General features: G+C 56.4%; 11 protein-coding genes and 1 other RNA gene. 3 read left to right on the forward strand and 9 right to left on the reverse strand.

The annotated features are described in order from the left end of the window. Nucleotides 1–4: 4 nt before the first annotated feature. Genes ACT3RR_RS04010 through ACT3RR_RS04030 form a run of 5 tightly spaced genes read right to left on the reverse strand, consistent with a single transcriptional unit; the run spans nt 5 to nt 7,063 of the window. On the reverse strand, nt 5–2,032 hold the full coding sequence (locus ACT3RR_RS04010; RefSeq protein WP_496199795.1) for a CocE/NonD family hydrolase: 2,028 nt from the start codon (nt 2,030–2,032) through the stop codon (nt 5–7). Then, a complete protein-coding gene (locus ACT3RR_RS04015) occupies nt 2,029–3,681 on the reverse strand; it encodes an ABC transporter ATP-binding protein (protein WP_353501803.1) in 1,653 nt (550 codons plus the stop codon). Before ACT3RR_RS04015 ends, ACT3RR_RS04010 begins: the two co-directional genes overlap by 4 nt. Then, on the reverse strand, nt 3,678–4,520 hold the full coding sequence (locus ACT3RR_RS04020; protein WP_353501804.1) for an ABC transporter permease: 843 nt from the start codon (nt 4,518–4,520) through the stop codon (nt 3,678–3,680). The genes ACT3RR_RS04015 and ACT3RR_RS04020 overlap by 4 nt, the downstream gene beginning before the upstream one ends. Before the next feature lie 12 nt (nt 4,521–4,532). Beyond that, a complete protein-coding gene (locus tag ACT3RR_RS04025; RefSeq protein ID WP_034789813.1) occupies nt 4,533–5,480 on the reverse strand; it encodes an ABC transporter permease in 948 nt (315 codons plus the stop codon). Further along, nucleotides 5,480–7,063 carry an ABC transporter substrate-binding protein gene (locus ACT3RR_RS04030; RefSeq protein ID WP_496199796.1) on the reverse strand — a complete coding sequence of 528 codons (1,584 nt, stop codon included), beginning with the start codon at nt 7,061–7,063 and terminating at the stop codon, nt 5,480–5,482. The genes ACT3RR_RS04025 and ACT3RR_RS04030 overlap by 1 nt, the downstream gene beginning before the upstream one ends. 328 nt (nt 7,064–7,391) lie before the next feature. Between ACT3RR_RS04030 and ACT3RR_RS04035 the strand changes: the two genes are divergently transcribed. Next, nucleotides 7,392–7,667 carry a CBU_0592 family membrane protein gene (locus tag ACT3RR_RS04035; RefSeq protein WP_353501806.1) on the forward strand — a complete coding sequence of 92 codons (276 nt, stop codon included), beginning with the start codon at nt 7,392–7,394 and terminating at the stop codon, nt 7,665–7,667. Between the two features lie 255 nt (nt 7,668–7,922). On the opposite strand, the gene ACT3RR_RS04040 is transcribed toward ACT3RR_RS04035, so the two are convergent. From ACT3RR_RS04040 to ACT3RR_RS04050, 3 genes are all read right to left on the reverse strand, one after another. Beyond that, a non-coding RNA gene (locus ACT3RR_RS04040) (RtT sRNA) lies at nt 7,923–8,020 on the reverse strand. A gap of 390 nt (nt 8,021–8,410) precedes the next feature. Further along, nucleotides 8,411–9,304: a LysR substrate-binding domain-containing protein gene (locus ACT3RR_RS04045; protein WP_496199797.1), complete on the reverse strand. Its 894-nt coding sequence runs from the start codon at nt 9,302–9,304 to the stop codon at nt 8,411–8,413. A 30-nt stretch (nt 9,305–9,334) separates the two neighbouring features. Further along, nucleotides 9,335–10,753, reverse strand: a complete 1,419-nt coding sequence (locus ACT3RR_RS04050) for an aminotransferase-like domain-containing protein (RefSeq protein WP_496199798.1) — start codon at nt 10,751–10,753, stop codon at nt 9,335–9,337. Nucleotides 10,754–10,919: 166 nt separating this feature from the next. Here ACT3RR_RS04050 and ACT3RR_RS04055 point away from each other — a divergent pair, with 166 nt between their 5' ends. After that, on the forward strand, nt 10,920–11,192 hold the full coding sequence (locus ACT3RR_RS04055; RefSeq protein WP_353501809.1) for a DUF1127 domain-containing protein: 273 nt from the start codon (nt 10,920–10,922) through the stop codon (nt 11,190–11,192). Between the two features lie 159 nt (nt 11,193–11,351). Here the strand turns inward: ACT3RR_RS04055 and metG are convergent, their stop codons facing one another. After that, nucleotides 11,352–13,385 carry a methionine--tRNA ligase gene (metG, locus tag ACT3RR_RS04060; protein ID WP_353501810.1) on the reverse strand — a complete coding sequence of 678 codons (2,034 nt, stop codon included), beginning with the start codon at nt 13,383–13,385 and terminating at the stop codon, nt 11,352–11,354. A 185-nt stretch (nt 13,386–13,570) separates the two neighbouring features. Between metG and apbC the strand changes: the two genes are divergently transcribed. Then, nucleotides 13,571–14,668 (forward strand): iron-sulfur cluster carrier protein ApbC, encoded by a 1,098-nt coding sequence (gene apbC, locus ACT3RR_RS04065; protein WP_353501811.1) that lies wholly within the window; start codon nt 13,571–13,573, stop codon nt 14,666–14,668. Nucleotides 14,669–14,797: the final 129 nt, after the last annotated feature.

A 14,797-nucleotide genomic window follows, 5' to 3' on the forward strand; every position in this document is an offset into this window, starting at 1 on the left:
CGCGTTAGCGAGGAATACGCTCGTGCCAGTACTTGGTGAACTCTTCTTCACCATTCAGGCTGACCACCATATCGCCACTGACGATGAAATGGGTCAGGTCGCTGCGCATTTCTAAGGTGATCACGGCTTCAATCTGCCAACCCTCGCGGCCAATTTTCATGGTCTGCGTCAGCAGATAGCGCGCCGACAGCGGGTCAGCATTGCCGACCACCAGCTCACGGCGCAGGTTGTGGTCTACAGTGGTATCAATGTCGTCGAAACGATAAACCCCTTCGCCAAACACGCCGCCTTCGCCATTGGTCACGCTGGTCCACTCATCCGTCAGGAAGTCGTAACTGATCGAACGGTCAACGCGGCCTTGAGTCAGCACGGTTTGCGGCGTCGGCGCGGCGCTTTGCGGCTCTTTGATGGGGCCGTCAATCACCAGCGGCTGGTGGCACACCGGCAGCGAAAGCTGGGCGCTGTGCAGGTCGAGGGTTAGGGTGGCGGCTTCCGGCATTGGCCAAATCATCGGCCAATAGGTGGTGGCCAGCGACACCCGCAGACGATGGCCGACTTCGAAACGATGGGCAATGCCGTCCAACTGTACCGGTACCCGCACTTTCTGCCCCGGCACCAGCGGTACAGATTTATCATGCCCCTGTAAGTGACTCAGATTCAGCCAGCCGTGGGTTACGCGATTGACCGCGCCCTCTGGCGAGACGTCCGACAGCCGCACGTAGAGCATGGCGGCCGGTTTATCACTGCTCAGCTCGACGGTGAACTGCGGGAAGCCGAAGATAGACAGCGGCTCGGCCAGCGGCTGGCCGTCAAAGATTTCGGCATTGCCGTCATCCACCCGCTGGTCCGGCGGCGTTTCACCCAGCACGCCCGCGCCCATCCATTCACCGGCCATCAGGCCGTGGTTCTGCGGCGAGCAGATGGAAATCACGCCGGCTTCTGCGTCCGGGTGAGCATTCAACTGCCCGCGCGTTAGCCAGCGAGGCTCATGAGTCACATTACTGGCAGTGCCCTTATCAAAGCCGACCCACTGGCCTTTGCTTACCGGGCGCTGGGCCGACGGCGGCTGGCTGTCTTGCAGCCAGGCTTGCACCATCGGGCCGTCCATCGCGGCGTTTTGTTCGCCTTTCAGCCAGTGATCCCACCACTGTACCGCCTCTTGCAAGAAGCCAATCGCCGGTTCCGGTGTGCCGTCCTGCGGGTAAATATGCGCCCACGGGCCAATAATGGCGCGGCGCGGCACCTGCAAGTTGTCCATCAGGCGGAACACCGCGTTGCTATAGGCATCTGCCCAACCACCAATGGCTAACACCGGGCATTGAATCGCCGACCAGTCCTCGCAGACGGAACCGTGCTGCCAGTAGCGATCGCGCAGCGGGTGTTCCATCCACAATGCCGGGAAGAACGGCATGTTTTCGAGGCGATTGAGCCACTCGTTGTACCAGCCTTCGCCGACCAGCGCCGGGTCAGAAGGGCGGCTCTGATAAGCCAGCATGATGCCGCCCCACCAGAGGTTGTCATTGAGCAGGCAGCCGCCTTTGTAGTGAATATCATCGGCGTAGCGGTCGTCGGTGGAGCAGACGGTGATCACCGCTTTTAGCGCCGCCGGGCGACGTGCCGCCACCTGCAAGCCGTTAAAGCCGCCCCATGATTTCCCCATCATGCCGACATTGCCGCTACACCACGCCTGCTGGGTGATCCACTCAATCACTTCCAGCGCGTCGTCCTGTTCTTGCATCAGATATTCATCCGCCAGCAGCCCGTCGGACTCGCCGCTGCCGCGCATATCCACGCGCACCACGGCGTAGCCATTACCGGCGAAATAGCCGTGCATCGGCTCGTCGCGGGTGCGGGTTCCGTCTCGTTTACGGTAGGGAATGTATTCCAAAATGGCCGGAACCGGCTGGTCCGCCGCACTGTCCGGCAGCCATAAACGGGCGGCGAGGCGGGTGCCGTCACTCAGTTTGATCCACAGATGCTCGATGGTGGTCACCGAATGCGGGAACTCAGTAATAATGCGTTTTGTGGTCATAGTGCGCCTGTCAAAGATGTCTTGTCGGAAGAAGAGGAGGAACGCAGCGCCAGCACGTCGTCCAACCAGTCGGTGCGCATTTCCGGCACCGAGGTCAGCAGTTTTTCAGTGTACGGGTGCATCGGCGGGCTGAACACCACACGGGTGTCACCGCTGGCAACAATGTTGCCCTGATACATCACCGCCACCTGATGGGCAATGCGCTTCACCGTGCCGAGGTCATGGGTGATAAACAGGTAGGAAAGCCCCAACTGCTCTTGCAGGCGGCGCAGCAGGTTGAGTACCTCTTCGGCCACCAGCGGGTCGAGCGCCGAGGTGGCTTCATCGCAAATAATTAGCTCCGGCTGGGCCGCCAGCGCGCGGGCGATACAGACGCGCTGCTTCTGGCCGCCGGACAGCTCGCCCGGATATCGGTCAATCAGCTTCAGCGGCAGTTCGGTCAGGGTCAGCAGCTCTTCCACCTTGGCTCGCACTTCGCGTTTACTCAGCCCGAAGTAGAACGCCACCGGGCGACCAATCAGCTCAAGAATGGTCTGGCGCGGGTTGAGCGCCACGTCCGGTAGCTGATAGATCATCTGAATGCGGCGCAGCGTCTCTTTCTGCCGCTGTTGGTAGAGCGGCGAGAGGGTGACGCCGTCGAACTCGACGCTGCCTTGGGTATCCGGCAGCAGGCCAACCAGCGCGCGGGCGAGGGTACTTTTGCCGCTACCCGACTCGCCAATCACCGCCAGCGTTTTGCCGCGCGCCAGTTGCAGGTTGACGTCATTGACCACTTTCTTGCCGTTGTAGCCGGTACTCAGCTGTTTGATGGTCAGCAAAGCCGCCAGGGCTTCTGGCTGGGCGGCGGTCACGGTTTCTGCCGCGTGTTCGCGCTCGGCCACTAAGCGGCGGGTGTATTCCTCTTTTGGCGAGCTAAGGATCTGCGCGGTATTGCCAGTTTCCACTTCTTTGCCGTGGCGCAGCACCATGATGCGGTCCGCCAGCTGGGCCACCACGGCGAGGTCATGGGTGATGTACAGCGCAGCGGTATTGAACTCGCGCACCAGCTTGCGCAGCATCACCAGCACTTCAATCTGAGTGGTAACGTCCAGCGCGGTGGTAGGTTCATCCATCACCAGCAAGTCGGGTTTGCAGGACATGGCCATTGCCGCCATGGCGCGCTGCAACTGGCCGCCGGAAAGCTGGTGGGGATAGCGTTTGCCAATATTTTCCGGGTCCGGCAGGTCCAGCGAGCGGAACAGGGTGATGGCCCACTGGCGGCTCTCTTCTTTGCTCATCAATCCGTGGCGAATGGGGCCTTCACACACCTGTTTTTCAATGGTCAGCGCCGGGTTAAAGGCCGCCGCCGCGCTCTGTGCCACATAGGCCACGCGGCGGCCGCGCCACTGGCGTTTGACTCGCGCGGGTTGGGAGACAATGTCGGTGCCATCGACAATCACTTCGCCGCCGCTAATTCGGCAGCCCTGTCGCGCATAGCCCAGCGCGGCTAAGCCAATGGTGGATTTCCCCGCGCCAGATTCGCCAATCAGCCCGAGAATTTCGCCTTTCGCCAGCGTCAGGGAGATGTCCTGCACCAGCGGCGAGCCGTCGAGGGTTTCGATGCGCAGCCCGCGCATTTCGAGGATCAGGTCTTGCTTGTTGTCCGTCATGCTTCTTCTCCGTGCGGCAGGCTGTTGCGGGCCAGTAGCCAGTCAACTACCAAATTGACGCCAATGGTCAGCAGCGCGATGGCCGCAGCCGGGTAGAGCGGCGCGAACTGACCGAAGTTAATCGCCTGCGCGTTGTCGCGCACCATGCTGCCCCAGTCGGCGTAAGGCGGCTGAATGCCCAAGCCGAGGAAGCTCAGTCCGGCGATAAACAGGAAGGTGAAGCAGAAACGCATGCCGAACTCGGCCAGCAGCGGCGGCATGGCGTTGGGCAGGATCTCTTTGGTTAGCACCCAGCGCAGGCCTTCACCGCGCAGACGAGCAGCTTCAACATACTCTTGGCAAACAATGGCTTGCGCCACTAAGCGAGCCAAACGGAAAACCCGGGTGGCGTCGAGCAGAGCGATAGTCAGCACCAGAACCGGAATGGAGGTACCCATCACGGAGAGCACCATCAAGGCGAAAATCAGCACGGGAATCGACATCACGGTATCGACAATGCGCGACAGCACCACGTCCACCCATTTGCCATAAATCGCCGCCGCGAAGCCGCTAATAATGCCAATAATGAATGACGCAATGGTGATGGTCAGCGCGATGGCGATAGTGGTGCGAGCGCCAAACAGAATGCGTGAAAGCATGTCGCGCCCCAGACTGTCGGTGCCGAACGGCGTGGCCGCCGAGGGTAATAGCCAGATGTCACCCACCTGTTCGGTTTCGCTGTGCGGCGCGATCCACGGGGCAAAAATCGCCGCCAGCAGATTGACCGCGATAATCACGATGCCAATCCACGCTGACAGCGGGATGTTGCTGATAAATGAAGCTTTATGCGAATGATTCATGTTGCTCCTGCCTTAGCGCGCGTGGCGTAAACGTGGGTTACACCAAATCGCCAGCAAATCAGCGGTGGTATTGAGGAAGATGTAGGTGCCGCCAAACAGCAGGCCGCAGGCCTGAACCACCGGCAGGTCGCGCTTGGTCACGGCGTCAACCATGTACTGGCCGATACCCGGATAGACAAACACCACTTCCACCAGAATCACCCCCACCACCAGATAGGCAAGGTTAAACGCGACGACGTTAATGATTGGCGCGAGGGCGTTGGGCAGGGCGTGGGACACCACAATCCGCCAGCGCGACACGCCTTTCAGCACCGCGCTCTCAATGTACGGGCTGGACATCACCGCCGTCACCGAGGCGCGGGTCATGCGCAACATGTGGGCCAGCACCACCAGCGTCAGCGTCAGCATCGGCAGAGTGCAGACGTAGAGCCGGTCGACGAACGAGGAGCTGGGGTCGACCATCGCCAGGCTGGGGAACCACGTCAGGCGAATGGCGAAGGCGATCACCAGCACGTAGCCCACGAAGAACTCCGGCACCGAAATGCTGATGAGGGTCAGGGTATTGGCCAGTCGGTCGAAGATTGAGCCGCGCCAAATGGCGGACGCAATCCCCAAACCGACGGCCAGCGGGATGGCGATAATGGCCGCGTAACCGGCCAAAAATAGCGTATTCCCCAGGCGCGGCAGCAGCTCGTTGCCGATAGGTCTGCCATTCGCCAAAGAGTTACCTAAATCACCGTGCAGAATGCCCACCAGCCAGTGCAGATAGCGCAGCACGGCCGGCTCGTCCAACCCCAGTTGCAGGCGCAGCGCCGCCACGGTTTCCGGCGTGGCGCTCTGGCCGAGAATGGCGGTTGCTACATCCCCTGGCAGCATTTCAGTTCCCACAAAAATCAGCAGTGAAACCAGCCAAAGCGTGCCTACCCCAAGCAGCACGCGTTGTAAAATCTTCTTCTTCATCATGCCTCCAGCCAGACGCGCTCGGCCAGACGACCACCCATGAAGTTGAACATCGGATGCGGTTTAATTCCGCCGACTTTTTTGTTGGCGGCGTCAAGATAGTCGCCAAACAGGGGGATCATCGCGCCGCCGCTATCGCGGACAATGCTTTGCAATTCGCCATAGATTTCAGCGCGCTTGCCGTCGTCCAGCAGGGAGCGGGCTTGCAGCAGCAGGGCGTCGAACTTCTCATCTTTCCAGTGGGTGTCGTTCCATTTCGCCGTCGACTGATAGGCGGTGGAGAACATCTGGTCCGCCGTCGGGCGGCCGCCCCAGTACCCCATGCTGAATGGCGCTTTCATCCACACGTCGTCCCAGTAGCTGTCAGCGGGCTGGCGCTTGATGCTGACCTGAATGCCGCTTTTTTGCGCTTCCCCTTGGAACAGGGCGGCGGCATCGAGAGCACCGGCAAAGGCAGCGTCGGAGGAGGATAGCTCTAGCTTGAGGTCAGTTAGCCCGGCCTTTTTCAGATAGAAGGCGGATTTGTCAGGGTCGTAGACACGCTGCTCAAGGCTGTGGTTGAAGAAGCGATCGGTTTTCGGGATGGGGTGGTCGTTGCCGAGTGAACCGTAGCCGCGCAGCACCGTGTCGAGGATCTTCTGCCGGTCAATGCCGTGTTTAATCGCCATGCGCACGTCGTTGTTATTGAACGGCGCGACGCTACAGTCCATCAGGAAGGTGAAGTGCTGGCCGCCGGAGGAGCGCACGATGTTCAGCGCCGGGCTGCGTTTGAGAAAATCGACGGTTTTGAAATCGACGCGGTTAATGGCGTGAACCTGCCCAGAAATCAAGGCGTTGGTGCGCGCGGTTGGGTCATTGATGACGATGACTTCCACGGCATCCACGAAGGCGCGGTCTTTCTTCCAATAGTTAGGGTTGCGTTTAAACAGCGAGCGCACGCCCGGCTCGTATTGGTCAAACACAAAGCCGCCGGTGCCAATCGGGTGTGACCAGTCGGTAAAGCCGTTCGGCACCACCAGCAAGTGATAGTCAGCCAGCAGGTATGGCAGGTCGGCGTTGCCGCTTTCCAGCGTGATCGCAATTTGGTTGTCGCCCTGCTTGGTCAAACCGGTGATTGGCGACAGCTGAGTTTTGATGGCGCTTTTGGTCTTATCACCGCGATGCAGGTTGATGGAGTAAATAATGTCGTCGGCATCGAGTTTCTTGCCGTTATGGAATGTTACCCCGTCTTGCAGAGTGAATATCCATTCGGTTGCGCCCGGTTTGGCTTCCCAACTGGCAAAAAGTTCAGGAATCGCTTTGTTATTTTCATCTATTTCGACTAAACCGTTCATCAGCATATATGCCTGATTTAACGGAACCCAGTCGCTGAATAATGTGGGATCTAAAGAATCGCTGGTGTTACCGCCTGACATTCCCAATTTTAATACGCCACCTTTTTTTGGCTCGGCTGCAAAAGCAGACAGGGGGGAAAGACCATAGGCGGTGGTAATACCCACAGCAGCAGCGCTGGTAATAAAGCCGCGGCGGCTGAGTTTTGCATCCTGCATTAATTGCGTCAAAGCGGAATTTTTATCTTTCATCTAATTATCTCCGGGGTGGCGAAAACCTGTTATCTCCAGACTCTTGCGTCTTGTCTCAAGGTTGGCCGCGTTCATTCGCCTGAAACACTTACGCAGGTAAGCTAACCGGGGTTTGTTCGCATGCTGCCTTGATTCAACGCGAAGGGCATAGGGGATAGGCGCAGGTGAAAAAAGGAATAATTTATATTTATTGCTTAGTGATTTATATCAAAACACTCTGATGAATTTGCATGAGAATTTATCATGAGAGTATGCGAAAAATGCGCGGCAGAACACCCTGAAACGTTTTATTTTGCCTGTATCTGAATTCGGCGAAGGGAAATAACCGTTGGACTTCCATACCCTGATTGGCTTAATTGGCGTCTTTTGCTACCTGCTGGCTTATGCGCTAGTTCAAATGCGCAAACTAGCAGTAGATGCTGATATTTATGCCTGGCTTAATATTATTGGCGGTACCTTTGGTCTCTACTCCCTGAGCCATGATTTTAATTTGGCGTCTTGTATTTCCCAGTCTTGCTGGTTGTTGTTTACCTTAATTGGGATGAGAGCGGCGCGGAAACGCCGTTATTTAGAGAAGAATAAAATTCCAGAAATTGAGATTTAAAACGCAGTTAAGAATTTTGGTAAAATTAATGAAAAGTTGGGGTTTGAATTCAAAACATTGCGTTGCCACGCAAACTGGCCTTTAAGGTCAAGGTCGTGCGCTGCCGCCACACCGGCCTTAAGGGGCGCCTATCGCCGCGCCCCTTAAGAATCCCCGGCTCTTTACTGCGCGCTATCGCTCGTTGGGAGGACGTGTTTCAGAGGCTTCCGTTATCCACCGCAAAATGTCGCCGCTTAGGCGGTGCCTTCGCTTCAGGATTACTCGGCCTCTGGCCTCGCCCTTCGGGTCGTTGCTTTGCAACGCTGTCTCGCTTCGCTCGGCTCGAGCCATAGGTCTCGAACCGTTCGCTCAGCGCCATTTTTGACTGCGGTTTTGAGGCATTTCAACCGTACCTTTTCAATGAGGTTTGGATTTGTTTTACGAATTGAATGGAAAGGTTCGGTGTAAATGCCAGTAGGTCGCGTTCAGAAGTGACGCCGAGGGAGTGGTTCGAGACCTATGGCTCGAAGCCCGAACTGAGGGAACCGCCTAAGCGGCGGCACTTCGCGACGATCACCGTGGCTGCTGAAACACGTCCATTCCGACCCTGCGAAGCCTCTGTCTCACAACAGGAAAAAACGCAGGGTTCCAAGGGAGGCGCGTTTACGCCTCCCTTGGTCGGTGTGGGCCGACGCCCACGACCTTGACCTTGACCTTGACCTTAAGGCCAGTTTGCAACATATCGCAAAGTCGCGATTTTAGGTTTACTGGCTTTGCAAAAGCCATTCGATCACCCGTCGAATGACGGGCCTCAAATACCTGTCTTGCGGCGTCAAAATATAACATTTGCCGTCAGCGGCCAGCTTGCCCGGATGGGCATGGACCAGCTGTCCGTTATCGACATAATCCTGCACTAAGCCTTCCCAACCGAGCAAAATTCCGTCGCCGAGAACGGCGGCTTGCACCAGAAACGGGTAGTTGTTGGCTCGCCACGTCTGCCTTGGGGCGAAATGGTGTACGTCCTGTGAGGTAAACCAGTCGCGCCAGCCGGTCCATTCGCGCTGGGGATCGTCTTGAATTAACAGCGTGTGATTGAGTAATTCCGCGGCGTCGGGGTCGGCGGGAAGCTGGCGTAAAAACGCAGGTGAGCACATCGGATAACAGACTTCGTCGAACAGCGGCACGGCGTGATAGCCCGCGGGTGGGGTGCGCAGGTAGAAAATCGCCAGATCAAACTCTGAGGATTTAAGGTCAGAGAAGCTGTCCGAAATCTTCATGCGGATCTGCAAATCCGGCATCAATCGGCGCAGAGCCGAAAGGCGCGATGAGAGCCAAAGGCTGCCCATCGCGCTGGTGCAGGCCAGCGTCACCTGCGGCAGGCCGCTCCAGCCCATCACTTCGGCAGTGGATTGTGAAATATCACCCAACAGCTTTCGCACCTGTTCGGCGTAAATCTCCCCGCGAGGCGTCAACGTCACCTTGCGCTGGCTACGCTGAAACAGCTTGCAGCCCAGCATCTCTTCTAACTGCAAGATTTGCCGACTGATGGCGCTTTGCGTCAGATTTAACTCATCCGCCGCGCGTGAAAAACTGCAATAACGTGCAACACATTCAAAGGCCACCAAGGTGTTTAGGGGTGGTAAAGGTTCAATCTGCACGTCTTTATTCGCTCCAGTAGAGAGGCAGAATCAAAGTTCTGCCATCATTTTAGCAATGGTCTGCCCAATGTGATGCATGGCCTGCTCATAAGCCTCGGTTAGTGGCTGAGCATAGTTGATTCGCAGGCAATTGCGATACTTGCCTGATGCAGAAAATATCGACCCGATCGCAATTTGCACTTTGTGGACTTCCAGCAGCCGGTTGAGCCGCTGAGCGTCGAGGCGCTCATCGAGTTCAATCCACAGCATAAAGCCCCCCTGCGGACGACTGACTCCCACGCCGCACGGGAAGTATTTACTCACCCAGCAGGTCATGGTGCAGAGGTTACGCTGGTACTGATTGCGCATTCTGCGCAGGTGTTGCAGGTAATGCCCCTGTTTGATGAAGTCGGTCAGGGCGATTTGCGGCAGGGTGGAGGTCGCGCCGGTGCTGATAAACTTCATATGTAAGGCACGATTGTGGTAACGCCCCGGAGCCAGCCAGCCGACGCGCAGGCCGGGTGCCAGGGTTTTCGAGAAGGAACTGCACAGCAACACGCGTCCATCTTCATCAAAAGAGGTGATGGTCGCCGGGCGGGGATATTGATAGGCCAAATCGCCATACACGTCATCTTCAATAATGGCGATGTCATAGCACTGTGCCAGCCGTAGCAGCGCCTTTTTCCGCTCGTCGGGCATGTTGTAACCCAGCGGGTTATTACAGTTTGGCGTGAGCTGAATGGCTTTAATCGGCCACTGCTCAAGGGCCATTTCCAATGCTTCAATACTGATGCCGGTCACCGGGTCAGTGGGGATCTCCAGCGCCTTCATGCCGTAGCCTTTGAGAGTCTGCATCGCGCCGTGGAAGCTCGGAGAGTCAACCGCCACGATATCGCCGACGTCGCAAACTGAGCGAATCGCAATGGAGAGGGCTTCGTGGCAGCCGGTGGTGATCAGAATATTGCTGGCGTCCATGTGGCTGCCGCTATCAATCATCAAACGGGCGATTTGCTCACGTAACTCCAGCGCGCCATAAATAGTGTCGTATTTCAGCGCCAGCAGGTTTTCATGCTGTCCGGCACGTGACATAGCACGGTTCAGGGGGCGCAGAGTCGGGGCGGTGACATCCGGCGAACCGCGCCCGAGCTGAATAAAGCCCGGTGTATCTTGCTGGGTTATCTGTTCGAGCACCTGATCCCACTGGCTGATATCCACCGGACGCTGAGTCGGGCGACAGACGGCGGGCAGTGCCGCCTGCGGCCGGGCGGAGGTGACGAAATAGCCTGATTTCGGCCGCGCCTCGACCAGCAGTTTCTCTTCCAGCACCCGATACGCCTGCTGAACTGTACTGATGCTCACGCCATGTTCACTGCTTAGGATACGCACCGACGGCAGGCGCTCCCCGGCAGGATACAGGCCTTGCTCGATGCGTTCGCTCAGCACATTGGCGAGATTTTCATAGCGATTCACTTTTTATTCCCCACTTGTTGAAAATAAAACCAGTACAGATGCGCTTAATCTAGCCCATAAACTGTCATTCATTCCACTGCTGTATGGTTTAAATATCGATTATCTGAATCTGTAATGTATTTCGCGCTCATTGCATTCTATGGCGACAGGGTAAATAGGGGATGTGATGATGAAAAACGTGAATAAAGAACGCCAATACTGTGAGTCTGATTGCGCCGTGGGCGCGGGTCCGGTAGTCAGCAAAGCCATTGACGAGGCACCCGCCAGAGCCGATAGCTGGATGGCCAGATCAGTACAGTTTGTGATGATGTGGAATGAGAAACGCATTCAGCGCAACATTCTGAACGGGCTGACAGATTGCCAGTTGAAAGACATTGGTTTAAGTAAGGCGGATATTGAGAAAGAGCACGGGAGGGTATGGCCGACATGGCCGAAGTGAGAGTAGGGGTGAGATTTGCCGCATTGAGCTTTGAATTAAACCACTCCTCATCCAGCCTTCTCCTCTGAAATGAGAAGGAACAGAACAGAACGCCACCCATAAAAAACCGGTGAGGATCGCTCCTCACCGGCTAGGTATTTGCCCAAAACCCAGACGGGTTTATTTCACCTGCATGCCCGGCTGTGCGCCAGAGTCAGGGCTGAGCAGGAAGATCTCTTTGCCGCCAGGGCCTGCCGCCATCACCATGCCTTCGGACACGCCGAAACGCATTTTGCGCGGGGCAAGGTTGGCGACCATGATGGTCAAACGGCCTTCCAACAGCTTTGGATCTGGGTAAGCGGAGCGAATGCCAGAGAAAATCTGGCGCGATTCGCCGCCCAAATCTAACTGCAGGCGCAGCAGCTTGTCAGAGCCTTCTACGAAATCAGCACTTTTAATCAGCGCAATACGCATATCCACTTTCGCGAAATCATCAAAAGTGATGGTTTCTTGAATCGGCGCGTCAGCCAGCGGGCCGGTGACGGTTTTGGATTTCTCTGCGGCGATATCTTCTTTCGATGCATCCACCATGGCGCTCACTTTATCCAGCTCAATACGATTGAACAGGGCTTTGAACGGGCTGACTTTGTGTGACAGCAGCGGCTGAGCGATGCCGTCCCAGGTCAGTTCAGCATTGAGGAAGGCCTCTGCGCGTTCAGTTAGCGATGGCAGTACTGGTTTTAGATAAGTCATCAGCACGCGGAACAGGTTGATACCCATGGAGCAGATCGATTGCAGGTCGGCATCGCGGCCTTCTTGCTTCGCTACAACCCAAGGCGCCTGCTCGTCAACATAGCGGTTTGCCAAGTCGGCGAGGGCCATAATTTCGCGAATGGCGCGGCTTGACTCACGGCTGGCGTAAGCTTCGGCAATGCTTTCGGCGGCATCAACGAAGGTTTTGTACAGCGCTTCATCAGCCAGTTTGTCAGAGAGAACGCCGTCGAAACGCTTATTAATGAAGCCCGCGTTGCGAGAAGCCAGATTGACCACTTTGTTGACGATGTCAGCATTTACGCGCTGCACGAAATCTTCCAGATTCAGGTCGATATCGTCGATACGCGAAGAGAGTTTGGCGGCGTAGTAATAACGCAGGCAGTCGGCGTCCAGATGGTTCAGATAAGTGCCGGCCTTAATAAAGGTGCCGCGAGACTTAGACATCTTCGCGCCATTAACCGTGACGTAGCCGTGAACGAACAGGTTGGTTGGCTTGCGGAAATCACTGCCTTCCAGCATGGCTGGCCAGAACAGGCTGTGGAAATAAACGATATCTTTACCGATGAAGTGGTACAGCTCGGTGGTGGAATCTTTTTTCCAAAACTCGTCGAAGCTCAGGTCTGGGCGACGATCGCACAGGTTTTTGAAGGAACCCATGTAGCCAATTGGCGCGTCCAGCCAGACGTAGAAGTATTTGCCCGGCGCATTAGGGATTTCAAAGCCGAAGTAAGGGGCGTCGCGGCTGATGTCCCACTGTTGCAGGCCAGACTCGAACCACTCTTGCATCTTGTTCGCCACTTGCTCTTGCAGTGCGCCGGAGCGGGTCCAGGCTTGCAGCATGGCGCTGAATTCAGGCAGGTCGAAGAAGAAGTGCTCGGAATCACGCAGTTCTGGCGTCGCGCCGGAGACCACGGATTTTGGCTCGATAAGCTCTGTCGGACTGTAGGTAGCGCCACAGACTTCGCAGTTATCACCATACTGGTCCGGAGATTTACACTTCGGACAGGTGCCTTTAACGAAACGGTCCGGCAGGAACATGCCTTTTTCCGGGTCGTACAGCTGGGAAATGGTGCGATTCTTGATGAAGCCGTTTTCTTTTAGGCGACCATAGATAAGCTCGGACAACACGCGGTTCTCGTCGCTGTGTGTCGAGTGGTAGTTGTCATAGCTGATACCGAAGCCTGCGAAATCTTTTTGATGCTCCTGGCTCATTTCGGCGATCATCTGCTCCGGTTCAATTCCGAGCTGCTGAGCTTTCAGCATGATCGGCGTACCGTGCGCATCGTCAGCACAAATGAAGTGAACTTCGTGGCCGCGCATTCGCTGGTAACGGACCCAGACGTCAGCCTGGATGTGCTCGAGCATGTGTCCGAGGTGAATAGATCCGTTGGCGTACGGAAGTGCACAGGTTACCAAAATTTTTTTCGCGACTTGAGCCATAGTAAGAGCTTGCTTTCTTTAGTTGAAATCAGGGGTATTGATGTTAACCGAAACGGCCTCCCTGCGTAAACAAGCCGTACACCCTGATCGACAAGAGCCTTGCGCGGTTACTGAATTCAGCGGGTTTTGAGTATATGCTACGTAAAATATCAATGTCGTTTAATAACATGCTTCAAGGAGCCGGGATGACATCTCAATCCCCCGAGGGGCTACGCGCCCTGGTGGCCAGCGTACTGTCCACTTTTACTCATTCCACCCTGCAAAAAGATTTAGTGTCGATCAAAGCCGTGCACCACTGCGCGTTGATGGACGGCGTGCTGCATCTCGATTTAACCCTGCCTTTCGTCTGGCAGAGCGGCTTTGATGCGCTGAAAGAGCAAACCAGCGCTGAACTGCTGCGCGTGACAGGAGCGAAAGCGATTGAATGGCGGCTTCGTCATGACGTCGCCACGCTGCGCCGCGCCAACGATCAGCCGGGCATCAAAGGTGTGCGTAACATTATTGCTGTCAGCTCCGGCAAGGGCGGGGTGGGGAAATCCACCACGGCGGTAAACGTCGCGCTGGCGCTGGCGGCCGAAGGCGGCAAAGTGGGCATCCTCGATGCGGATATTTATGGCCCGTCGGTGCCCAACATGCTGGGTACCGAGTCCGAACGCCCAACCTCGCCTGACGGCGTGCATATGGCACCGATCATGGCTCACGGGCTGGCGACTAATTCCATTGGTTATCTGGTGACGGATGACAATGCCATGGTATGGCGCGGCCCGATGGCCAGCAAAGCACTGATGCAGATGTTGCAAGATACCCTGTGGCCGGATTTGGATTATCTGGTGATTGATCTGCCGCCGGGCACTGGCGACATCCAGCTGACCCTGTCGCAGAATATCCCTGTAACGGGCGCCGTGGTGGTGACCACGCCGCAGGACATTGCGCTGCTCGACGCCATGAAAGGCATTGTGATGTTCGAGAAAGTGAAAGTGCCGGTGCTGGGCATTATCGAAAACATGAGCATGCACATTTGTAGCCAGTGCGGGCATCATGAGCCCATTTTCGGCACCGGTGGTGCAGAAAAGCTGGCAGAGAAATATCGCTGCGAACTCTTGGCCCAAATGCCGCTGCACATTTCACTGCGCGAAGACTTGGATCGCGGCGAGCCGACGGTGGTCTCCAACCCGCAGAGCGAATTTACCTTAATGTATCGCCAATTAGCTGCGCGCATCGCTGCTCAGCTCTATTGGCGAGGGGATGCTATCCCGACAGAAATCGCCTTCCGGGCGGTTTAACGTCCAAAGTCTGCTAATAATTGCCCGATGCCAGAGTTTACCGTCCTAAATGCTGGCATCGGCAAGGTGTTGTACCTATAATTGGCGGGATCAAAGCACCGTCCCCGTGCTTGCCCTTCAAACTTCCAA

Source organism: Ewingella sp. AOP8-B2-18, assembly GCF_052376015.1.
Classification (GTDB): domain Bacteria; phylum Pseudomonadota; class Gammaproteobacteria; order Enterobacterales; family Enterobacteriaceae; genus Ewingella; species Ewingella allii.